The organism is Halomonas faecis, assembly GCF_010993975.1.
GTDB lineage: Bacteria > Pseudomonadota > Gammaproteobacteria > Pseudomonadales > Halomonadaceae > Halomonas > Halomonas faecis.
Genome location: NZ_JAACZO010000022.1, coordinates 60398 through 83311, shown reverse-complemented (window position 1 = coordinate 83311; position 22914 = coordinate 60398). Strand labels below are relative to the sequence as shown.

Annotated in this window: 17 protein-coding genes; 8 read left to right on the top strand and 9 right to left on the bottom strand. The window is 66.4% G+C overall.

All coding sequences use genetic code 11. The annotated features are described in order from the left end of the window. Window positions 1-344 precede the first annotated feature (344 nt). The 5 genes from GFD32_RS10535 to GFD32_RS10515 all read right to left on the bottom strand — a co-directional run bounded on the left by GFD32_RS10535 (window position 345) and on the right by GFD32_RS10515 (window position 5094). Entirely contained in the window at window positions 345-2363 is a 2019-nt protein-coding gene (locus GFD32_RS10535; RefSeq protein WP_163576494.1) for a vWA domain-containing protein, read from the bottom strand. Between the two features lie 98 nt (window positions 2364-2461). Beyond that, the gene (locus GFD32_RS10530) at window positions 2462-3223 is read right to left on the bottom strand and encodes an ABC transporter permease (RefSeq protein WP_163576767.1); all 762 of its coding nucleotides are present in this window, start codon (window positions 3221-3223) and stop codon (window positions 2462-2464) included. Window positions 3224-3234: 11 nt separating this feature from the next. Continuing rightward, the gene (locus GFD32_RS10525) at window positions 3235-4185 is read right to left on the bottom strand and encodes an ABC transporter ATP-binding protein (protein ID WP_205599096.1); all 951 of its coding nucleotides are present in this window, start codon (window positions 4183-4185) and stop codon (window positions 3235-3237) included. Next, window positions 4166-4468, bottom strand: a complete 303-nt coding sequence (locus GFD32_RS10520; RefSeq protein ID WP_205599094.1) for a DUF6494 family protein — start codon at window positions 4466-4468, stop codon at window positions 4166-4168. The genes GFD32_RS10525 and GFD32_RS10520 overlap by 20 nt, the downstream gene beginning before the upstream one ends. Continuing rightward, window positions 4465-5094 carry a glutathione S-transferase family protein gene (locus GFD32_RS10515; protein ID WP_163576493.1) on the bottom strand — a complete coding sequence of 210 codons (630 nt, stop codon included), beginning with the start codon at window positions 5092-5094 and terminating at the stop codon, window positions 4465-4467. The genes GFD32_RS10520 and GFD32_RS10515 overlap by 4 nt, the downstream gene beginning before the upstream one ends. Before the next feature lie 169 nt (window positions 5095-5263). Between GFD32_RS10515 and GFD32_RS10510 the strand changes: the two genes are divergently transcribed. From GFD32_RS10510 to GFD32_RS10475, 8 genes are all read left to right on the top strand, one after another. Next, complete coding sequence (locus tag GFD32_RS10510; RefSeq protein WP_163576492.1) at window positions 5264-6232, top strand: YbgA family protein; 969 nt, start codon at window positions 5264-5266, stop codon at window positions 6230-6232. Between the two features lie 5 nt (window positions 6233-6237). Then, window positions 6238-7434, top strand: coding sequence for a methyltransferase (locus GFD32_RS10505; RefSeq protein WP_163576491.1), 1197 nt, complete (start codon window positions 6238-6240; stop codon window positions 7432-7434). Between the two features lie 107 nt (window positions 7435-7541). Continuing rightward, a complete protein-coding gene (locus GFD32_RS10500; protein ID WP_163576490.1) occupies window positions 7542-10082 on the top strand; it encodes an ABC transporter substrate-binding protein in 2541 nt (846 codons plus the stop codon). After that, the gene (locus GFD32_RS10495; protein WP_163576489.1) at window positions 10079-11203 is read left to right on the top strand and encodes an ABC transporter permease; all 1125 of its coding nucleotides are present in this window, start codon (window positions 10079-10081) and stop codon (window positions 11201-11203) included. Before GFD32_RS10500 ends, GFD32_RS10495 begins: the two co-directional genes overlap by 4 nt. Continuing rightward, complete coding sequence (locus GFD32_RS10490) at window positions 11200-12543, top strand: ABC transporter permease (protein ID WP_163576488.1); 1344 nt, start codon at window positions 11200-11202, stop codon at window positions 12541-12543. The genes GFD32_RS10495 and GFD32_RS10490 overlap by 4 nt, the downstream gene beginning before the upstream one ends. Continuing rightward, entirely contained in the window at window positions 12543-13526 is a 984-nt protein-coding gene (locus tag GFD32_RS10485; protein ID WP_163576487.1) for an ABC transporter ATP-binding protein, read from the top strand. The genes GFD32_RS10490 and GFD32_RS10485 overlap by 1 nt, the downstream gene beginning before the upstream one ends. Further along, window positions 13523-14533, top strand: a complete 1011-nt coding sequence (locus tag GFD32_RS10480) for an ABC transporter ATP-binding protein (protein ID WP_163576486.1) — start codon at window positions 13523-13525, stop codon at window positions 14531-14533. The genes GFD32_RS10485 and GFD32_RS10480 overlap by 4 nt, the downstream gene beginning before the upstream one ends. Window positions 14534-14596: 63 nt before the next feature. Continuing rightward, window positions 14597-15031, top strand: a complete 435-nt coding sequence (locus GFD32_RS10475) for a GFA family protein (protein WP_089682449.1) — start codon at window positions 14597-14599, stop codon at window positions 15029-15031. An 80-nt stretch (window positions 15032-15111) separates the two neighbouring features. Here the strand turns inward: GFD32_RS10475 and GFD32_RS10470 are convergent, their stop codons facing one another. The 4 genes from GFD32_RS10470 to GFD32_RS10455 all read right to left on the bottom strand — a co-directional run bounded on the left by GFD32_RS10470 (window position 15112) and on the right by GFD32_RS10455 (window position 22713). Beyond that, on the bottom strand, window positions 15112-16224 hold the full coding sequence (locus tag GFD32_RS10470) for an extracellular solute-binding protein (protein ID WP_163576485.1): 1113 nt from the start codon (window positions 16222-16224) through the stop codon (window positions 15112-15114). Next, on the bottom strand, window positions 16211-17974 hold the full coding sequence (locus GFD32_RS10465) for a chloride channel protein (RefSeq protein WP_163576484.1): 1764 nt from the start codon (window positions 17972-17974) through the stop codon (window positions 16211-16213). Before GFD32_RS10465 ends, GFD32_RS10470 begins: the two co-directional genes overlap by 14 nt. 87 nt (window positions 17975-18061) lie before the next feature. Further along, window positions 18062-21421: an ammonium transporter gene (gene amt, locus GFD32_RS10460; protein ID WP_163576483.1), complete on the bottom strand. Its 3360-nt coding sequence runs from the start codon at window positions 21419-21421 to the stop codon at window positions 18062-18064. A gap of 263 nt (window positions 21422-21684) precedes the next feature. Next, complete coding sequence (locus tag GFD32_RS10455; protein ID WP_240455603.1) at window positions 21685-22713, bottom strand: C45 family autoproteolytic acyltransferase/hydolase; 1029 nt, start codon at window positions 22711-22713, stop codon at window positions 21685-21687. Window positions 22714-22914 lie beyond the last annotated feature (201 nt).

The window sequence follows — 22914 nt, the reverse complement described above, 5'->3', positions numbered from 1 at the left end:
CACCATCCTTGAGGGCGGCGGTCAACGTCGACCGCTGCCTTCCCTTCAGTTTTGGTAACGGCTTCTGCGTCATCTGCGCTTTGTGCCGATGTCAATGGCCGTCTCTTAAATCGAATCATGGCAGGAAACACAGCGTCGTCCAGCTGCCTGAAAGGATGTCATTCAAAGCTGACAAAGCCTGTAAGAGTTCGCCTACAGAGCAAGAACGAGCCCGTCAGTCAGTCGTTGCTACGATCCGATATCCTCCTTTTTCGGCGACGGAACGGATTGTCGTTCACGGTACCTCGCAGCATCATTTGGCATCGTGGCTGAATGGTTTCCGCTTGCGCCGGGCAACAAGGGGCTCATTCCAGGGTCAATGGAACGCTGGCCAATACCTCACCGCTGTCGGAGGCTTTATAGCGTAGTTCGTACTCTCCGGAGGACGCGGGCGCGTATAGCTGCAGGGGGCTACCTTGGGAAGCTCTGGCCTCGTGAATGGCTGGGGCATCGTCGGGACTGTCCGCTTCCACTATCTGAATCAGGTCTTCGTAGCGCCCCGGGCCTTGCCAGTTCACCGTGACGACGCCGCCGGTCTCCGGCGATCCTTCGATGGACAGGCTGACATCACCGGTTGCGACGGTCACCGGTGCGCTAGCCAGTGTGCGCCCCGATTGCTGCACCACGTAGCGTATTTCGTAGTCACCGGGCTCTTGCGGTGCCTCGAGCGTCACGGGCGAGCCGCGCTGGGTGCGGACATAATCCGTGTGGCTTCCTTCCTCAGCGCCTGCCTCGACGATGGTGATGTAGTCGCGTGGATTGTTCGGCCCCTCCCAGTGAACCTGAAAGTCGCCGCCCGGCACGATGGGGTCCCCGACTTCCAGGGTGGCCGTGATCGGGGTCAGGGTGATCGGCCGGCTGGCCAGAGTCCGGCCGGACTGCTGGATGACGTAGCGAATCTCGTAATTGCCCAGTGCGTCCGGGGCGGTGAGCGACAGCGGCGAGCCGCGCTGGGTGCGGGTGTAGTCGAGATGACTGCCTTCGGGAGCGCCGGCCTCGACGATGGTGAGGTAATCCCGCGGGTTGTCGGGGCCTTCCCATTCCACGTCGATCACCGAGCCGGCGGGAGTCTCGTCCGGGGCCGACAGGCTGGCTTCCACGGAGGTCAAGGTGATCGGTTCGCTGGCCAGGGTGCGGCCGGACTGCTGGATGACGTAGCGAATTTCGTAGTTGCCCAGTGCGTCCGGGGCGGTGAGCGACAGCGGCGAGCCGCGCTGGGTGCGGGTGTAGTCGAGATGGCTACCTTCGGGAGCGCCGGCCTCGACGATGGTGAGGTAGTCCCGCGGGTTGTCGGGGCCTTCCCACTCCACATCGATCACCGAGCCGGCGGGGGCTTCGTCCGGGGCCGAGAGACTGGCTTCCACGGGCGTCAGGGTGACCGGCTGACTGGCCAGGGTGGCTTCGCTCTGCTGGTGCACATAGCGGACTTCGTACTCACCCAGGGCATCTGGCGCGATGAGTGACAGCGGGGAGCCGCGCTGGGTACGGGTGTAGTCGAGATAGCTACCTTCGGGAGCGCCGGCTTCGACGATGGTGATGTAGTCCCGGTCGTCATCGGGGCCTTCCCACTCGACATCGAATTCGGAACCGGCCGGAGTCTCCTCGGCCGTGGACACATGAGCGTCGGGTTGCGGTTCCGGCTCTGGCTCCGGTCGTGTCTCGGCGGGGGCCGATGCGACCGCTTCCACTTCGCTCAGGGCGCTGGCCAGCTCGGCGCCCGAATTGGTCTGGAAGAGCTGACCGCTGGTCTGCTCAGTAATGCAGGAGAGGTTTTGCACCTCCTCTTGGCTCAGGCCGAACCCGACCACATGAGCGCGCAAATCGAGGCCTGCCGCCGCCAGGTCGGAGGCAACCTGGCAGGGGTCGCCGTCACAGGTTTCCAGGCCATCGGTGACCAGGATGATGTCCGCCGCTTCGGCGGAGCGGGGAATCTCCGCGCTGGCCTGGACGAGACTGTCCGCGATGGGTGTCATGCCCTGCGGGTTGAGGGCTCGTAGCTGACTCGCCAGGCTCTCGGTATCGTGGCGGCCCATGGCCGCGACGATCTCGATATCGCCACAATCGCCGCGCCGATTGTGGCCATAGGCCAGCACGCTGAGCGGAACCTCCTGGTCCCGGTCGTGGAAGTACTCCTCGATGACGTCACGGGCGACTTCAATGCGTGTGACGTCGCCTTCTATGCGGTTCCACATCGAGCCGGATGCGTCGAGTATCAGGACGCTGACTCGCTCGGCCAGGGCGGAGGAGGCCGCAAGCAGCAGAAGGGATGAGATCAGGGTGACGAGAGAGCGTCGCAGGACGGAGCGAGGGACGGATGGCAGCATCTTCGGCCTCATGAGGTTGTCGCGAATCAGACTAAGCCTAGACTACCGTCACCCGTTGACCGTATTCCCCCTGCAAATGGATAGGCATCGCTGAAGATTCAGGGCTTGAGCCGATAGCCGGTACGAAAGATCCAGGCCACCACCGCCAGCGCCAAGCCCAGGAACAGCAGGATCATGGCCAGACTCACCCACGGGCTCACGTCGCTGATGCCGTAGAAACTCCAGCGAAAGCCGCTCACCAGGTAGACCACCGGGTTGGCCAGCGTCACGCCCTGCCAGAAAGGGGGCAGCATGTCGATGGAGTAGAAGGTACCGCCCAGGAAGGTGAGCGGCGTAATGACCAGCAGCGGCACCAACTGGAGCTTCTCGAAACCGTCGGCCCAGATGCCGATGATGAAGCCGAGCAGGCTGAAGGTGACCGCGGTGAGCACCAGAAACAGCACCATCATGACCGGATGCTCGATGGAGTAGGGCACGAACAGCCGCGCCGTCACCAGGACGATGGCGCCGAGAATCAGTGACTTGGTGGCTGCCGCGCCGACGTAGCCCAGCACCACCTCGACGTAGGACATGGGCGCCGACAGCACTTCGTAGATCGTTCCCGAGAAGCGCGGAAAGAAGATGCCGAAGGAGGCGTTGGATACGCTCTGGGTGAGCAGCATCAGCATGATCAGCCCCGGCACGATGAAGGCGCCGTAGCTGACCCCATCCACCTCGCTGATGCGCGTGCCGATGGCGGCGCCGAACACCACGAAGTAGAGCGAGGTGGAGATCACCGGCGAAACGATGCTCTGCAGTACGGTACGCAGGCTGCGCGCCATTTCGGCGAGGTAGAGAGTCTTGACGGATTGCAGGTTCATGTTCCTGATGTTCATCGGGGCTCCCGCACGAGGCTCACGAAGATGTCCTCCAGCGAACTCTGGCGGGTGTGCAAGTCCTTGACTCGCAGCCCCACCGCTTCCAGGTCGGCGAGCAGTGCTGAAATGCTGGTGCCCTCTTGCTGGCTCGTCGCATCGTAGGTGTAGACGAGGGCATGGCCCTCTTCGGTCAGGGTCAGGGCATGTCCGGCCAGGGCCGGCGGAATCCGTTCCAGGGGATCGTGCAGGTGCAGGGTCAATTCCTTGCTGCCGAGCTGCTGCATCAAGGCGTGCGTGTTCTCCACCAGCACGATCTCGCCGTTGCGGATGACACCGATGCGCTCGGCCATCTCTTCGGCTTCCTCGATGTAGTGGGTGGTGAGAATGATGGTCACCCCCTGATCGCGGAGCCCGCGCACCACCTCCCACATCTCGCGACGCAGTTCCACGTCGACGCCGGCGGTGGGCTCGTCGAGGAACAGCACGTCCGGCTCGTGGGCCAGCGCCTTGGCAATCAGCACGCGACGCTTCATGCCGCCGGAGAGTTCGAGCAAGCGGTTGTGACGCTTTTCCCACAGTGTCAGCGCGCGCAGCACCTTTTCGATGTGGGTGGGATCCTTCGGTTTGCCGAACAGCCCGCGGCTGAAGCTCACCGTGTCCCATACGGTGACGAAGGCCTCGTTGGTGAGCTCCTGGGGCACCAGGCCGATGCGCTGGCGCGCGGCACGGTAGTCGAGCACGTTGTCGTGGCCATCCACCAGCACTCGCCCATGGCTGGCGTTGACCAGGCCGCAGATCACGCTGATCAGCGTCGTCTTGCCGGCCCCATTGGGGCCGAGCAGGGCGAAGATCTCACCGCGCCGTATCGTCAGATCGATGCCCTTGAGTGCCTGGAAACCGTCGGCGAACGTCTTTGACAGTTTCTCGACGTGGATCATCGCTTGCTCACTCAAGGGTGATGTCATCGCTGAACGTCAGGTCGACGTCGATGCCGGCCACCTGCACGCGCACGCTGGCCGGCAGCGATTCATCGCCGCGCAGGCGGCCGTCGGCCAGGGCCTCGCGAACGGCTTGCTCGATGGCCTGCTGTGAATTCACACCCACGTTTTTCAGCAGTTTGCGAATGCTCTGGTGGAAGGCGTCGTCGTTCATCGGGCGTTCCTCGAGACGGGTGGCTGGCTGACGATCGATGTCGAAGCATAGCATGCGAATCGATGGCCGCAGGAGCGGCGATGCCGAATCCTTCATGGCAGCGGAATCTCGTTGACCCATTTCGGGCAGTGGTAGCCGCGCGCCACAGCAGGGCGCCTGGCGATCTCGACGTACCAGCGCCTGACGTTGGGGTAGTCCCCGAGATCGATCCGCTGCCACTCGAAGCGTGAGGCCCACGGCCAGATGGCGATGTCGGCGATGCTGTACTCGTCGGCCACGAAGTCGCGTCCTTCGAGCCGTTGGTCGAGCACGCCGTAGAGGCGCTGGGCTTCCTGGTGAAAGCGCGTTTCGGCATAGGGCGCTTGGCCGGCGTTGAATGTCACGAAATGATGGACCTGACCGAGGATGGGGCCGAATCCGCCCATTTGCCACATCAGCCACTCCATGACCCGATGGCGCGCCTCCCCAGCGCTCGGCAGCAGCTGCCCGGTCTTTTCGGCGAGATAGATCATGATGGCTCCCGACTCCATCAGGCTGATGCCAGTATCGGGGTCGTGAATCGCGGGGATCTTGTTGTTGGGGCTCACGGCGAGAAAGTCGGGGGAGAACTGCTCGCCCTGGGTGATGTCCACGGCGTGGGTGCGGTAGGGCAAGCCGAGTTCTTCTAGCAAAATGGAGACCTTGCGGCCGTTGGGGGTGCTCCAGGTCCACAGATCGATCATCGTGCACTCCTCGTGATTGTCGTGACCGCTACAAGATAGCAGCCCGCTCATGCCGGTCTTTTACGCTGGAACCACGGTTGGCGTCGCCGCGACTGACCGCTCTGGCCGGCTATGTCAGAATGCCATCGGCGCCGCGGTCGCCGGCGATACCTGCAAGGGAGGAGAGGGGATGACCGATCAGCTAGAGGCCGACGCTGGCATACCGGTCGGCATCAGCGCGTGCCTGATGGGGGAGCCGGTGCGCTACAACGGCGGTCACAAACGTTCGCGCTACTGCCTGGACGTGCTCGCCGAGCGTTTTCGCCTGGAGCCCTTCTGTCCCGAGCTCGAAGCCGGGCTCGGCGTGCCGCGCGATCCCATTCGACTGGTCGGCAAGCCCGGCGAGGAACCGCGTCTGGTGGGCACCAAGGATCCCGGTCTGGATGTCACCGGGCGCCTGGCCGAGGTGAGCGAACGATTCGTGGAGCAACATCGCCACCTGCGTGGCTTCATCCTCATGAAGGGGTCGCCGAGCTGTGGTCTGGAGCGCGTCAAGGTCTATCACGACAATGGCATGCCCAGTCACAGCGATTCGGGCGCCTTCGTGCGTGCCCTGCGCCGCCACTTCCCGGAGCTGCCGCTGGAGGAAGAGGCACGCATGAACGACGCCGTGCTGCGCGAGAACTTCATCACCCGTGTCTACGCTTTCGACGACTGGAAGCGCCACGTCGAGGTTGGCCCCAGCCACCACGCCCTGCTGCAGTTCCACAGTCGCCAGAAGTACCTGCTGATGGCCCACCATGTGGAAGCCTACCGTGAACTGGGCCGCTACCTGGGCGATGCCGGTCAGCGACCGCTGGACGAAGCCATGCGTCACTACCTGCAGCGATTCATGGCGGCGCTGTCGCGGCCCGCCACGCGCAAGACCCATGCCAATGCCTTGATGCATGTGCTGGGCTATCTCAAGCAGGCCTTGGACAGCGACACCAAGCAGGACTTGCTGGCAGCCATCGATGACTACCGCCAGGGACACGTACACCTCGCCGTGCCCATCCGCATGATCAACCACTACATCAAGCGTCACGGCTCCGACTACATTCGCGGCCAGACCTATCTCGACCCGCACCCTTACGAGCTGGGGCTGCGTAACGCGATTTGAGCGCCTTGTCATTGGAATCCGCCGAGCGCTTCGCCCGCCTCACCGCGCTGCTGGCCGAGTGGCAGGGTGTATGGCGTCCCTTGCCTTTTCGCCATCGCTGTCTGCCTTGGGAAGCGCGCTTTCCGGGGTTGGCGTCACGGCTGCGAGGCCTGGACGAGACAACGTTGACCCGATTGCAGGACGCGCCCTTCGAGGATTCACCGCTGGCCGCATGGCTGCCGGTGGATGAGCTGGCGACCCTGGTCGATTTGCCGGAACTGGGTGTCGGTCATGCCGAGCCGCCGGCCGCCTGGGGCGAGCACATCGGCGGGCGCAAGTGGCGCCAGATCGTCGCCTTCGCCAGGCGAATGCCAGTGTGCGCGGATCAGCCGGTGGTCGAGTGGTGTGCCGGCAAGGGCCACCTGGCGCGTACACTTTCCCGGCTGCACGACTGCGACGTCACGGCCCTGGAGAGGCAGGTCTCGCTGTGCGAGGCAGGCCGCAACCTCGCCGAACGCCAGGGCGCGGCTGTCACCCTGGCGCGGCAGGATGTGATGGACTCCGATGCGTCAAGGCTGCTTGGTACCGATACCCAGGTGGCGGCGCTGCATGCCTGCGGCGACCTGCACGTTCGGTTGATCGAGCTCATCGCCGAGCGCGGTGGCTCTCTGACCCTCGCTCCGTGCTGCTATCACCGCACCGCCGCCGAGCGCTATCGGCCGCTCTCGCGGTACGCACGTCGACTCACCACCGAGCGGGGCCTGGCGCTCGAGCGTGACGATCTGACGCTGGCCGTGCAAGAGACCGTCACCGCGCCGCGGGGCGATCGACGCCGCCGCGCGCGGGCCAACGCCTGGCGGTTGGGGTTCGATGCGCTTCAGCGCGACGTGCGCGGTAGCGACGCCTACCTGCCGGTACCCAGCCTCGCCCACGGGCGAATGCCGGCCACCTTCGTCGGCTTTTGCCGCTGGGCGGCGGAGCAGAAGGGGCTAGTGCTGCCGGCACGCATCGACGGAGCACGCTTCGAACGGGAAGGACAACGGCGGCTGAACGAGGTCGAACGATTCGAGCTCGTGCGCCACTTGTTTCGCCGGCCGCTGGAAGTGTGGCTGGCACTGGATCGACGGATGCGCCTCGAGGAAGCGGGATTTGCGGTCGAACTCGGTACCTTTTGCGCACGTGACCTCACCCCGCGCAATCTGCTGCTGCGGGCGAAGCCGTGAGCCGGTCTGCCGAGCCTCGCCGTTGAATGCCGTTGACTCCGCCGGCGGGCCATCTCCCTTAGTGTAGAGAGGGAGGCACTGGCGACTGGGGAGCTGGCGGTGAACCGATGAGACGGCTGTTGTTGGCGAGCGCGGCTCTGCTGTTACTGGGCGTGGTGGTGGTCGCTCTGCGACCTCCCGACAGCTTGTCGTCCACGACTGGCGAGCAGGGGCAGGTCGTCGACGAGAGTGCGCTGGCCGAACGCCGCGGGGCGCTGGTCGATCGGGTCGTCTTCACCGGCGAGGACGAGCCGGGGCGGGTCACGGGGCTGATCGAGACGGGAGCCCAGCAGGTCTTCACCCAGGGCATCTCCAGTCCTGCGGTCTTCCGCCGGTTGCGCGATTCGCTGGTCATCGACTACGACCTCTCCTACGGCACCTCCAGCGAGCTGACGCTCAATCCGGCCGGGCCGGAACTTGCCGATGGCAGTCTCAATCCCTTCCATGTGCCGGCCATCCGCGAGGCGCTCAATCGCTTGGTGGATCGCGACTACATTGCCCAGGAACTCTACGGCGGCTTGGCTGAACCGCGCTTCTTGCCGCTCTCCACCGCTTTCCCCGACTATGCGCGCCTGGCCGATGTGGCCCGGGAACTGGAACTGCGCTATGCCCACGACCCACAGGCCGCCAGCGAGGTGATCCACCGCGAAATGGAAGCGCTCGGCGCGCAGTTCCGCGACGGGCAATGGCGCTACGCGGGGGAGCCGGTGCGCCTGACCGTGCTGATTCGTACCGAAGACGAGCGCCGCCTGGTCGGCGACTACGTCGCCAACCTGCTGGAGGGGTTGGGGTTCACCGTCGAGCGTCGCTACCGCACCGCCGAAGAGGCCTCGCGGATCTGGATCGCCACGGACCCGCAGGCCGGGGAGTGGCATCTGTATACCGGGAGCTGGATCACCATCGAGATCCAGCGCGATCAGGCGGAGGCGTTCAGCTTCTACTACACCCCACGAGGGCGGGCAGAGCCGCTGTGGCAGGCCTACGATTCCGCCCCGGCGTTCGATGAACTGGCCGACCGCCTGCTGCGCCGCGATTACCGGAGCTGGGAGGAGCGCCAGTCGATGATGGCTCGGGCCCTGGAACTGGCCATGCAGGATTCGTCGCGCATCTGGCTCGTCGATCAGCTCAATGCCTCGGCACGGGCCAGCAACGTCGAGGTGGCCGTCGACCTCGCCGGAGGGCTCTCCGGTTCGGCGCTGTGGCCCTACACTCTGCGCTATAGCGGCCGGGTGGGAGGGCAGATGGTGTTCGGCACGCCGGGACTGTTGACCGAACCGTGGAATCCCGTGGCCGGCAGCAACTGGATCTTCGACCGGATGATCATGCGTGCCACCCAGGACCCGGTGGCGCTGCCCGACCCCTTCACCGGGCTCTATCGTCCCCAGCGCATCGTCGAGGCCGAGGTGACCGTGCAGGAAGACGTGACCGTGGAGCGAACCCTCGACTGGTTGAGTGTGGCGACGAAAGAGCGCATAGAAGTACCGGAGGCGGCGTGGATCGACTGGGATGGCGAGGCGGGGTGGTTCGTCAGCGTCGGCGAGAAGTACGACGAACCCGTAACGGCTCGCACGAAGGTGCGCATTCGCTACGACGATGCGCTCTTCGAGCAGCGCTGGCACGATGGCTCGCGACTGTCGCTGGCCGATTTCGTAGTGCCTTGGGCGCTCAGCTTCGAGCGTGCCGATGAGGCGAGCCCGCTGTACGACGTGGCCCACCTGCCGACCTTCGAGGCTTTCCAGCGCCACTTTCGCGGATGGCACATCGTTTCCCGCAATCCGCTGGTCATCGAGGTCTACAGCGATCAGATTTTCCCCGATGCCGAGACCCTGGTGGCTCGGCGTGCGCCGACGCCGCAGCCGTGGCATGCCCTGGCACTGGGAATCTTCGCCGAGCGCAACGGCGAATTGGCGTTTTCCTCCAACAAGGCGGATCGGCTGCGGGTGGACTGGATGAGCCTGGTGGCCGGTCCCAGCGTGCCGATCCTGGCGCGTTATCTCGAGCGTGCCCGCGAGCGCGGCGCGCATCCCTACCCCGGCGTGTTGGACGAGCTGCTCGACGAAGAGGAGATCGCCGCCCGCTATCGCGCCCTCGCCGACTGGCATGACCAACGCGGTCACTTCTGGATCGGCAATGGCCCCTTTCTGCTCGATTCCGTTCATCCGGTGGAGGGCAGCCTGGTTCTCGAACGCTTCGACGATTTCCCCGACCTGGCCGACAAGTGGCTGGGATTCTCCCGTCCGGCGATTCCCGAGCTGGAGCTCGGTGGCCCCCTGGTAGTGGAAGCCGTCAGCGGTGAAACCGCCGCTGGCCGGGCGGCAAGCTTCGAGCTGGCGGTGACCTTGGCGGGCGAGCCCTACCCGCTCGAGTCGATCGAAGGCGTGCAGTTCCTGCTATTCGACGGTCGGGGAACGCTGGTCGAGCGGGGCGAGGCCGAGCCCCATGCCAACGGCCGCTGGCGGATCGAGCTCCCGAGGCCGGCGCTTGCCTCGCTGGGCATCGGCGCCAATAGCCTGGAGGTGGCGGTAACCAGCCGTCGAGTGGCCCTGCCGGCGTTCGCCTCGCATGTCTTCGCCACGGTGCCGCCTGGCGGCATGGAGGCCGCACCATGAGCCGATTCGGTACTTCCAACCGCGTGCCGGCGGCGCGCCGCGGCGGGTGGCGCGACCTGCGTCGCCTGCTGCTGTATACCGTGAAGCGGTTGCTGGCGCTGTTCGTTACCGTGGTGGTGGGGGTCTACCTGACCATCGTCATCGCCAACATGGGCGGTCAGGTGGACGACCTGCGTCGAGTGCAGATCCGCAGCGAGGCGGCCGAGGTGGTGCGCGCCGACCCCGCCTTCCAGGATCTCTCCTCACAGGAGCGCAACGAGATGATCCAGCGCCAGGTGGCGCTCGAGGTGGAGCGGCTGCGTCTCGACGAGCCCTTCCTGGTGCGCAGCGTCGACTACCTGCAGCGAGCGTTGCGTCTCGACCTGGGGCGCGCCGAACAGATGCACAGCGACCTCGGCTCACGGGCGGTTCGCGACATCATCGTCGAGCGACTGCCGGCGACCCTGCTGCTGTTCGGCACCGCCAACCTGCTGATCTTTTTCGTCTCGGTATTCGTGGCGCTGTGGCTGTCACGACGCTACGGCAGTGCGCTCGACCGCAGCGTGGTCGCCTTGGCGCCCACTTCGGCAGCCCCGGCCTGGTTTTACGGTATCTTTCTGATTCTGTTGTTCGCCTTCGTGGCGCCGCTGCTGCCCGCCGGAGGCATGGTCGCGGTACCACCCCCGGAAGGGCGCTGGGCCTATGCGCTCAGCATGGTGCGCCACTTGCTGCTGCCGGTGTCGGCAATGCTGCTCTCCCAGATATTCATTTCCATCTACTCCTGGCGCACCTTCTTCTTGATCCACTCGAGCGAAGACTACGTGGAGATGGCCCGCGCCAAGGGGCTGCCGTCGCGTCTCATCGAACGTCGCTACATTCTGCGCCCGACGCTGGCGCCCATCGTCACCAGTTTTCTGCTGATGCTGATCGGGCTGTGGAGTGGCGCCATCATCCTCGAGCAGGTGTTCAACTGGCCCGGGCTCGGCTCGCTGCTGTTCCAGGCCATCGGTCATCGCGACACCCCGGTGATCATCGGCGGCGTGGTGATTTTCGCCTATCTGCTTGCGGCCACGGTCTTCCTGCTCGACATTCTCTATGCCGTGCTCGACCCGCGAGTTCGCCTTGCCGGAGGTCGGCAATGAAGGGAACACTCTGGCAGACGGGCTGGCGCGAGCTGCGCCGCTACCCCTCGGCGCTCATGGGCATGGTGATCATCGCCGGCCTGTTGGCGCTAGCGTTCTACACCGTCATCGCCATTCCCTATCCCGAGGCGGTGGCCAAGTGGCGCGGCAGCGAGGCGTGGCAGGACAACCCCGTGAATGCCGCTCCGCTCTGGCTGGATCGCCTCACCGGCGGCGAGGCGCCGCGTACGCAAGTCGTCGCCAGCGAAGCGGCTACGGTCGAGGAGCGCGCCTTCGAGGGTGGTCGCCGCCTGCGCATCCCGCTCGCCTTCGACTACGACGCAGGGGGCTTTCCCAGCGAGCTCAACCTCTTCCTGCGCGCGCCCGATCATGAGCAGCCGCCGTTCGTGCGCCTGGCGTGGCGCACGCCGGATGGACGCGAGATCGCCCTGGGCGGGCATCGCGTCGGGGCAGAGGAGCGCATTTCGATCTCCCAGGACCGGGCCCTGGAGCGTCGTCTGGGCGGGCTGGCGCCGCATATCGGGCTGTTGGCCGATCCCGAGAGGGAGGAGGGGCAACCGCAGGTGCTGCCAGGCCGCCATACGCTGCTGCTGGACGTGCTGGCGTTCGACGAGACGGCGGCGTTCGACGCCGAGCTGGTGCTCTATGGCCGGGTGCACGGCATTGCCGGCACCGACCATCAACGCCGCGAGCTGAGCCTGGCCCTGCTGTGGGGCACGCCGGTGGCGCTCGCCTTCGGCCTGCTGGCGGCGGTGGGCACTACCGTCACCACCCTGGCGATCGCCGCCGTGGGGGTGTGGTATCGCGGCTGGGTGGATGCGACCATCCAGCGTCTCACCGAGGTCAACATGATTCTGCCGGTCCTGCCCATTCTGGTGATGGTCGGCACCCTCTATTCGACCAGCATCTGGCTGATGCTCGGCGTGGTCGTCGTGCTGGGCATCTTCAGCGCCAGCATCAAGATGTACCGGGCGATGCTGCTGCCGATCCGCGAAGCGCCCTACATCGAGGCGGCACGCGCCTACGGGGCCAGCAACGCGCGCATCGTACTGCGCTACCTGATCCCACGCATCCTGCCGGTGTTGATCCCGACCTTCGTCACTCTGATTCCCTCCTTCGTATTCCTGGAGGCGTCGCTGGCCGTGCTGGGTCTGGGCGATCCGCTGCTGCCCACCTGGGGCAAGGTGCTCAACGATGCCCAGTCGCAGAGCGCGCTCTACAACGGCTACTACTACTGGGTGATCTCGCCGGCGGTGCTGCTGATGCTCACCGGGCTGGGCTTCGCCATGCTCGGCTTCGCGCTGGACCGCGTCTTCAACCCGCGGCTGAGGAGTCTGTGATGAGCGAGACGCTGCTGCGCGTGGAAGAACTGGCGTTGCACTATCGGACTCGCCAGGGGGCGGTGCGGGCGGTGGACGGCATCAGCTTCGACGTGGAGCGCAGCGAGGCGCTGGTGGTGCTTGGGGAGTCGGGCTGCGGCAAGAGCTCGTTGGCCAAGACGTTGATGCGCGTGCTGCCGCGCAATGTCGGTCACCGAAGCGGACGGATCGTGCTGGGCGACGTCGAAGTGTCGGCGTTGCCCGACGAGCGTTTTCGCCGCGAGGTGCAGTGGTCGCGCATGGCATTGGTGATGCAGGCTTCCATGAACGCCCTGAATCCAGTCGTGCGGGTGGGCGAGCAGGTTGCCGAGCCGCTTCGGGTGCTGCGCGGCTGGTCGCGCAGGCGTGCCCTTGCCCGGGCCGCTGAGGTCTTCGAACTGGTGGGCGTATCGACGGACTTCCTGGCGCGTTATCCCTTCGAACTCTCCGGCGGCATGCGCCAGCGAGCCGTGCTGGCCATGGCGCTGATCGCTGAACCGGAACTGGTGATACTCGACGAGCCCACCTCGGCGCTTGACGTGCTGACCCAGGCGAGCATCATGAATGCGTTGAAACGCATCAAGCGCGAGCTCGGCACCAGTTTCATCCTGATCACCCACGACGTGGCCACTTCCAGTGAGTTGGCCGATCGGGTGGCGCTGATGTACGCCGGTCAGTTCGTCGAGGTCGCCGATGCCGCACGTTTCTTCGGTGAGCCGGCTCACCCCTATTCGCAGATGCTGATGGCCAGCGTCCCGCGCCTGCACCAGCGCCTCCGCCCGGAACCGATTCCCGGCCAGCCGCCGAGCCTCTTCGACCCGCCCGGCGGCTGCCGCTTCGCCGAGCGCTGCCCGTACCGCTTCGCGCGCTGCGACCGGGAACCGCCCGCCTTGCCGCTCGGCGACCGCCACAGGGTGCGCTGTTGGCTGCATGCCGACGATGCTCGGGCAGGAGGTGATACATGAGTTCGGCCCCCATCCCGACCGCAGGCGGCGAACCGGTGCATCTGATTGCCGCCCGCAACCTGCACACCTGGTTCGAGTTGCGCCAGTGGGGATTTCTGCGGGTGGGTGCGGTGCATGCGGTGGACGGCGTCGATTTCGCGCTGGCTCGCGGCGAATCCGTGGCCTTCGTCGGGGAGAGCGGCTGCGGCAAGAGCACGCTGGCGCGCACCCTGCTCGGATTGCATCGCCCGACCCGCGGCGAGGTTCACTTCGCCGGCCGCTCGCTCGGCACGCTGAGCGGTCGCCAACTCAAGGCGTATCGGGCCGAGGTGGGCTACGTGCAGCAGGATCCCTACGGGGCCTTGCCGCCGTTTCTCGACGTGCGGCGCATCCTCGCCGAGCCCTTGATCGTGCATGGCGTGGGCGCTCGCAGCGAGCGCGAACGGCGCATCCGCACGGCGCTGGAGGAGGTCCGCCTGTCGCCGGCCGACGAGTACCTGGGCAAGTTTCCCCACATGCTCAGCGGTGGCCAGCAGCAGCGGGTGGTGATCGCCCGGGCGCTGATTCTCGCCCCGCGGCTGGTCGTCGCCGACGAGCCGGTCTCCATGCTCGACGCCTCGGTGCGGGTGGAGATCCTCGAGCTGCTGCGGCGCATCCAGCAGCAGCGCGAGCTGACGCTGGCCTTCATCACCCATGACCTTTCCACCGTACGCCACTACGCCGAGCGTATCTTCGTCATGTACGCCGGGCGGGTGGTGGAGAGCGCTGCGGTGGACGACCTGATCGACCACCCGCAGCATCCCTATACCCAGGCCCTGCTTGCGGCGCTGGCCGATCCGGATGCCGCCAACGCCACCCGGCTGCGCGAGGTACCTGCCGGTGAGCCGCCGAGCCTGCTGCACCCGCCGGCGGCATGCCGCTTCCACCCGCGCTGCCCACACTTCATGCCTGGGCTGTGCGACCGCGACGACCCGCCCGAGTTCGAGCCTCGAAGTGGTCATCGCTCGGCTTGCTGGCTGCATCGCTGAGCAGTGGCGGCTGGCTACACTGAATGGGCAATTCGACGAAGCGGGACCCTCGGGAGGTATGCCATGAGCAATGCACAGAGCTATCGGGGCAGCTGTTTCTGTGGCGCGGTGCAGGTGGAAGTGAGCGGTGAGCCGGCCGGCATGGGCTACTGCCACTGCGAATCGTGCCGGCACTGGTCGGCGGGGCCGGTGAACGCCTTCACCTTGTGGGAGCCGGACGCCGTACGGGTCACCCAGGGGGCCGACAACCTGGCGAGCTACAGTCGGACGCCGGCTAGCCGGCGCATGTGGTGCCAGACCTGCGGTGGACACGTGATGACCGAGCATCCCCAGATGGGATTGATCGACGTCTATGCGGCTGTCATGCCCGACTTTCCCTTCGCGCCGGGACTGCACGTCCACTATCAGGAGTCGGTGCTGCCGCTGCGCGACGGTCTGCCCAAGATGCGGGACGTGCCGGCGGAAATGGGTGGCTCGGGGCAGACGCTGGATGAGTGAAGCAATGCCCAGGGCAACGACCGGGCGGTGATGGGTACGGCTCGTCGCCCGGTTGTCGCCGGTTACCAAAGCGGCGAGGGTCACTCGTCGGGTTCGGCGGCCAGCCAGTCGCGGAAATAGTCGTCGATCCGCTCCAGGGTACGCGCGTACCAGGCCTCGTCCTTGACGATGGCGCCGTCGGCGTTGAGCGGGTGAGTGGGCAGGTGCAGACGCATGTCCTGGCCGGTCTCGGGATGGTCGGTCACCCGGCGGGTGGCGGAGCGGCGTGCCGGGCCGTAGGGAATGCGTCGCGCTAGTTCGGCGAGCCGCTCGGTGGAGGTGGTGAAGCGTATGAGCTCGCGCGCCGACTCGGGATGGCGGCTGCGGCGTGGAATCACCCAGGTCTCGTGTTCCTGGACCTGACCGTCCCACAGTATCTCGATAGGGGCGTTGCGGTGGATCATGGCATCGAAGAAGCGGCCGTTGTAGCCCGAAGCCATCACCACCTCGCCGTCCAGCAGCCACTCCACCGGCTGCTCGCCGCCCTCCCACCAGCGGATGGTGTCGAGCTGCTCGAGCCGACCGAGCGCCAGGGACAGGCCGCGTCGCGTGCTGAGCAGCCCGTAGAGCTCCGCGCGCGGTACGCGGAAGGAGCGCAGCGCCCACTCCAGGTTGACCGCCGGGGTGCGCTGCAGGGCGCGTGGACCGGGAAAGCGTTGCTGGTCGAAGAGATCGGCGATGGCGGTGGGGCGTTGACCGGGGAAGGCATCGCGACGGTAGGCGACCACCGTGGCGAAGAGCGTATGGGTGATGGCGCAGCGGCCGATGGAGGCGGGCAGAAAGTCCCGCTCGGGTGGGGTGCCATCGGGAGCCGGGGCGAGCAGATCGGGCGGCAGGGGCTCGAGCAATCCCTCCTCGCAGGCGGCCATGGCGTCGCTGCGCGTCATGTCGATGAGGTCCCAGGGTACCTCGCCGCTGGCGACGGCTCGGCGCAGGCCGTCGAGGCCGCCATCGTAGCGCTCCACCTCGACGGGAATGCCGGTTTCAGCCGTGAATGGCTCGAACCATGCCTCGCGCTGGGCGCGTTCGTAGGCGCCGCCCCAGCTCAGTACGGTCAGGCCTTCGGCACTCTCTCCGCTGTCGGCGGCAGGCGCCAGGCTCAGGCCCAGCAGCAGGGCGCCGATGCCGTATCGCCATCGTCTAGCCGGTGCCATGTTCCTCCTGCCTGAGTTCGTCGCTGTGAGCCAGGTAGGCGCGGGCGATGCTCGTTTCGTAGACCACGCCCAGGAAGGTTTCGCCGTCCGCTTCGTCGACCACCGGCAGTGCTTCGCCAGTGACCGTCTCGAGCGTGGTCATGGCGGCCCATAGCGAGGTGGTGGGATGCAGCACCGGGCGTTCGGTGGTGGCGAGTTCGCCGACGGAGGCGGGGGCATCCTGCGAGGCACGGGCACCCTCCAGGTCGGCCAGGGTCACACAGCCGCGGTAGCGACCCGCCCCATCGACCAGATAGGCCTCACCATGGCCAGCCCGACCCAGTTGTGCCACGGCGCGATCCACCGTGACGCTCGGCGCCAGGGTCACGCCATCGTGGCTGAGGTGCTCGCCCACCGGCATGCTCTGGAGCACTGCGCGACCGCGGCCGGCAGAGAGATCCAGGCCGCGTGCCCGTAGCTGAGTGTCGAACAGCGAGCGGCCGAACAGCTGGGCGGCGATGGGGCTGGCCAGGGTGACGCTGGCCAGAGCGGCAGTCGTCAGGGCGTAGCTGCCGGTCAGCTCGAAGACGATCAGCAGGCTGGTCAGCGGCGCGCCGATTACCGGGGCGGTCACGGCCACCATGCCGCATACCGCGTAATAGATGAAGGTGTCCGCAGAGAGGGCGCCCAGCTCGCCCACCAGGCTGCCGCACAGCGCACCGAACAGGGTGCCGATGACCAGCGCGGGGCTGAACACCCCGCCGCTGAAGCCCATGCCCAGGCACAGTGCCGTGGCGGCGATCTTGAGCACCAGTACGATGACCAGTTCGTCGCTGCCGTAGGCGCCGGCAATGGTGGCGAAGCGCAACGTCTCCTGGCCGATGCCCAGGATGTCCGGCACCCACAGCGCCGTGGTCCCCAGCAACGCGCCCGCGGCGGCCGGTCGCAGCGCGGGGGCCAGGGGCAGGCGCGCGGCCAGGCGACCCGCGCCGAGGATGGCGCGCATGTAGGCGCCGGCAACCAGGGCACCGAGGCCGCCGATGGCGAGAAACAGCGCGAACTCCCAGGGGCGTGGCACGGCGGTATCGGCAACGTGGAACAGTGCGCCACGATCCAGCACGCTGGTAGCGATCACGTAGCCGACGATGGCGGCTGCGGCGATCGGGGCGAAGGCGCGCAGGGCGTAGTGGCGCAGCACCACCTCGTGGGCGAAGACGATGCCCGCCAGCGGGGCGTTGAAGGCGGTAGCGATGGCCGCCGCCACGCCGCAGGCGATGGTGATGTTGTCTTCCGAGCGTCCCAGTCGCAGCAGCCGCGTGCCCAGCGAACCGAGGGTCGCGCCCAGGTGCACCAGCGGACCGTACTGGCCCACCGAAGCCCCGGCGCCCAGCGACACCAGGGCGGAGAGTGCCGAAAGCGCGCCGGCTCGGGCCGGTAGGCGTCCTTGGCGCGTCTGGACGGCAGCAATCACGTCGGCCGGCGTATGGGCGCGTCGTTCGGGGATGGCACAGTGTAGAAGCCCCACCACGAGGCCTCCCAGAGCGGGTACCGCCACGGTGGCAACCAGCAGCAGATCGGGGCGGTCGAACATCATGCGGCTGCGCGGCGAGATCAGCAGTGCCTCGTTGAGCCACAGCACTGCGGTCACGAAGCCCACTGCCAGTGCAGCAGCCACAGCGCCGATCAGCGCTCCCAGCAGCACCAGTGCCAGGAAGCGCACGACGCCCATCGGGCCACGGGCGGGTGCCTGGCTTGCGGGATGCGTCTCCATGCTCAAGGTGTAGGCGGGGAGTCGCGACACAGCAAGTGGTGGGGCCAACGGTCATGGCCGCATGTGTCGAGCGGTCCTGGTCGAGGCTCAGCGTGGCATCACCCGCACGACGCCATCGGCGATCTGGGTCAGGGGAGCCGGCCGACCGAGTAGAAAGCCCTGAGCGAAGTCGATGTCCAGCTCACGCAGGGTGTCGAGGGTGGCCTCGGTTTCCACGAATTCGGCGATGGTCTGCAGTCCCAGGGTGCGCGCCACCGTGTGGATCGCTTCGACCATGGCGCGGTCGATCGGATCCTGGTGGATCTGGCGGATGAAGTGGCCGTCGATCTTGAGGAAGTCGACCGGCAGGTGCTTGAGATAGCTGAACGAGGAGAGACCGGTGCCGAAGTCGTCCAGGGCGAAACGGCAACCCAGCGACTTGAGGGTGCTAATCAGCTCGGTGACTCGTGAGAGCTGAGCGATGGCGGCGCTTTCGGTGATCTCGAAGCACAGGGTGCCGGGTGGCAGGGCAGCCTGTGTCACCTGCTTCTCCAGGTAGTCGCAGAAACGCTCGTCGGAGAGCGAGGCTCCGGAGAGGTTGATGCCCCAGGTGCCGTGATGGCGGCCATCGCGGCACACGTCGGTCAGCCAGGCGAGGAGATTGCGAACCACCCAGCGATCGATGGCCGGCATCAGGTGGTAGCGTTCGGCGGCGGGAAGAAAGGCTCCCGGGGTGATCAGTTCGCCATTCTCCTCCAAGCGGATCAGCACCTCCTGATAGCCACGTCCGCGACCGCTGCTTAGCGGGACGATGGGCTGGACGAACAGGCGCAGGGCATCACTGTCCAGGGCGGCCTGAAGGCGAGGAACCCAGCACAACTCGCCGTGGCGCGCCTTGAGAGTGCGGTCATCGACACGGTAACGGTGTACGCGGTTGCGTCCCGCCTCCTTGGCGGCGTAGCAAGCGGTGTCGGCCGCGTTGAGGGCGTCGCCGAGGCGTACGGGATGGTCGGCGTCGAGTGCTACCAGACCGATGCTCACGCCGATGCTGAAGGTGTGGTTCTCCCAACTGAAGCGAAAGGCGTCGATATCGCTGCGTAGTAGTTCGGCGATGGTTTCGGCCTTGTCGAGAGGGCAGTCGGGCAACAGGATGCCGAACTCATCGCCGCCCAGGCGGGCGACCAGGTCGCTGCTGCGAACCCGGGCGCGCAACAGGTGGGTGACTTGGCGCAGCAGCTCGTCGCCGGCCAGATGGCCGCAGGTATCGTTGACCACCTTGAACTGGTCGAGGTCGAGGAAGCACAGCACGTGCTCGCCCTCGGTGCGTTCGAGGCGTTCGTCCAGGGCCGTCTCGAAGGCACGTCGGTTGAGCAGGCCGGTCAGGGCGTCGTGACTGGCCTGGTGGGTGAGCTGGGCAGAGAGTTCGCGAGTCAGACTGACGTCCTGGAACACCACTACGGTGCCCACGGTGATGCCGTTGCGCGAGCGAATGGGAGCGGCGGAGTCCTGCACGGGATACCGTTGCCCATCGCTTGCCACCAGCAGATGATGCCCCTTGGAATTGAGGGCGCGGCCGCTGGAGAGCACTCGTCGTGCCGGATTCTCGACCCGGGCCCCGCTGACTTCCTCGACGAGCTGGTAGATGCGCGCGATGGGCTGGCCCTGCGCGGCTTCCAGTGGCCAGCCGGTGAGACGACGTGCCTCGGCGTTGAGAAAAGTGACGCAGCCGCTGGCATCGGTGGTGATCACGCCGTCGCCGATGCAGGCCAGGGTGGTCTGGGCCAGTTCGCGTTCTCGGCCGAGCTGTTCTTCCAGTCGTTTGCGATCGGTGATGTCGCGAACCATGCCCGAGAATGCCGAACGCGAGTCCGCGGCTCCTTCGCTGACCATGATCTCCAGATAACGGGTGCCACGTTCCGGACTCGCCAGGCGCAGCTCTCGGCGTTCGCCCGGCGGCGGCATGCCCTGCTTGACCAGTTGAGTCACCGGTGAGCCCAGCAGGTTCTCGGCCACGACGCCGAAAAGCTGCTCGGCACCGGGGTTGAGGCTGGTCAAGGTTCCATCGGCACGCCAGGTCACGACGCCATCGCGCAGGTTGTGCAGCATCACCTGGGTATGGGCCACGGCCTTTTCCAGGGCGCTGCAGACCCGGTTATAGCCGGCAGCGATCTCGCCCACTTCGGTGAAGGGATCGGCCTCGATCCGTTCGCTAAGATTGCCTTGAACCTCATGCGCGCGCATGTGCTCGAGCAGTTCATGAAGCTCGGTACGGGCGCCGTGCTCGGCCATGTTGAGCCCGAGCTTCTCCGCTTCGGGTGTGACGCGCAGCGGGATTCCACCGTTCATGCCGCGCAACAGCAGCCAGGCCAGGCCGAAGCTCCACAGCCCGCAAGCCACGATACCCATCACCTGGATGAGCAGTTGCATGCCCTGTCCCAGGCCCGTGTCCAGCGCGTCGCTGTCGCCGAACAGGCCTACGGCGAGGGTGCCCCAGATGCCGGCCACCAGGTGGGCGGGAATGGCGCCAACGGCGTCGTCGATGCCCCGCTGCAGCATCCACTCGCTGGCCATGACCATCACGACGCCACTGATGGCGCCGATCAGCAGGGCCTCACCCAAGCTGAAGGCGTGAGCACCGGCGGTGACCGATACCAGCCCGGCGATGGCGCCATTCATGGCGTAGATCACCTCGGCATAGCGGCGCAGGCGCCAACCCAGCAACATGGCCGAGAGCACGCCGGAGACGGCGCCCATCAACGTATTGACCAGCACGCCCGGCACGCGATCGTCGAAAGCCAGGGTGCTGCCGCCGTTGAAGCCGAACCAGCCCAGTATCATGAGCAGAGCGCCCAGCATGGCCAGTGGCAGGTTGGCGGCGGGCAGCGTGCGCGGTGTCTCGCCGGGCACGAAGCGGCCGCGGCGCGGGCCGATCTGTAGCACGGCTGCGAGGGCGACCCAGCCTCCCAGGCTATGCACCACCGTGGCGCCGGCGAAGTCGACGAAGCCCAGTCGCGCCAGCCAGCCGGGAGGGCCGTCGAGCAGTCCTCCCCAGGCCCAATGCCCAAAGATGGGGTAGATGAGGATACCGACCAGAAGGGCCAGGGCCAGATAGCCTAGGAAGGTCATGCGCTCCGCCACGGCCCCGGCCACGATGGTCGCCGCCGTGGCGCAGAACATGGCCTGAAAGAGGAACAGGCTCAGTGTCCAGGGAGAGGCGTTGCCAAGCTGCCAGGCGAACAGGTCCGTACCCAGCCAGCCCTGGAAGGAGGTGCCGAACATCATGCCGAACCCCACCAGGCAGAATGCGCTGACGGCGACGGCAAAGTCGACGAGGTTCTTCATGGCGACGTTGATGGCATTCTTGCTGCGCGTCGCACCGGCCTCCAGGCATAGAAACCCCGCCTGCATGACGAACACCAGTGCGGCGGCCCAAAGTACCCAGAGCGTGTCGAGAAGGGAGGGCTGCATGGGTGAGTCTCCTGCGGTGGCGTGCGCCAAAGGGGTGCGCAGTCTGCCCCGTTATCGTGCTTTTCTCGCCGGGCTAGCTCACCGTGGTGGACTGTGGCCTGGCAGCGGCGTGGCACTGAATTCATTTAGCAAGATACGATAAGCAATATGCGTGCCACGACCTGGTGCAGCACGCCTGGCCGGGCGAGCGCTCTAGGGGCGTTTGCCCGTGGCGAGACGCAAGAGGTGGGTAAGAAACGCGTGAGCGTTCGCTAAGCCGGGGCTCAGCCGAACAGCGTCTGCAGGCTGCCGCGTCGTGGCGTTGCCGGCCCCGGCGCATGCACTTCCCAGAGGATGTCGTCGGGCAACAGCCGGAAGCAGACGGTGGCCAGAGTGTTCTCGTCGTCGGGGTCATGCGGAGAGCGGCGGAGAATCGGCAGGCCACCGTCGCCGCCGTCGCCGAGGATCGCCAGTGGGTCGCGTACGCCGTCGGCGAGTAGCGCTTCGCCACGCTGCTGCCGGTCGCGCGATGAACGGGTGATCACCTGAGCGCCGTCGGTGGCGGGATGGTAGAGGGCGTGGTTGGCGTGCAACTGCGGTGTGGTGACCGAGCGCTGGCATACCTTGCCGCCACCGATCTCCACGCTGGTCAGGCCCGGCTCGCCGAGCCGGGCGAGGCTGAAGTGGAAGCCGGCGCTGGCTGGGGCGTTCTCGAGCATGTCGAGTACTGCAGCCACCGAGGGTTGCCTGAGCATGGCGCGGCTCAGCACCATGCGCGGCACCTCGGGCATGATGCCGGTCAGGCGCAGGTTGTTGACCGTCTGCACCAGACCGCTGCCGGTCATGGCGAAGGTGTGACCCGGAAGGGAGCCGGGATAGCAGAACGACAGGAAAGCCGGCTGGTCGTCGGGTGTGGCATGGACCAGAAAGGCCGTACCGTCGAGACAGGGCAGACCGTCCTCGTTGTGAGCGAGAAGCGGTGTCTCGCCGGGCAGCAGCAGCGTGGTACAACCTTCGGGGGCGCCTGCCAGCAGCTCGCCGCGGCAGTGCCAGGCAAAGACCTCGCCGATCGGCAGGGCGAGCCCCTCCGCCAGACCGGCGAGCTCCGCCATCATCCAGGGAAAGCGCTGCGCGGTGTCGGCGCGCATTCGTGTGACCGCCGGAGTATCGACCAGGGCGACGATGCGCTGCCAGAGAGCCGTGTGGCGAAGCCGGTCGTGCACGGCCGCTCGCCCTTCACGGCCGAGTGCCAGGCCGATGTCGTAATGGCTGCCGCCGGTCGTCAGCCAGCCCAGCGTAGAGGCGTCGTTCACGTGATGGCTCCTGTTCGTTGGCAACGGCTCTACTCTGCGGGTTGATGGCCGGGATGTCATGCCCGCGTTCCCGATCTATCGAGATGAGACCTTGGTCGAAGTTAAGCGGTTCTGCGTTGACACTCCGTGATGTTGCAACTAGTTTCGAGTTGAATGTTACCGGTAACAAAACACAAGTCGGACATTCGTAGGCCTTTCTGA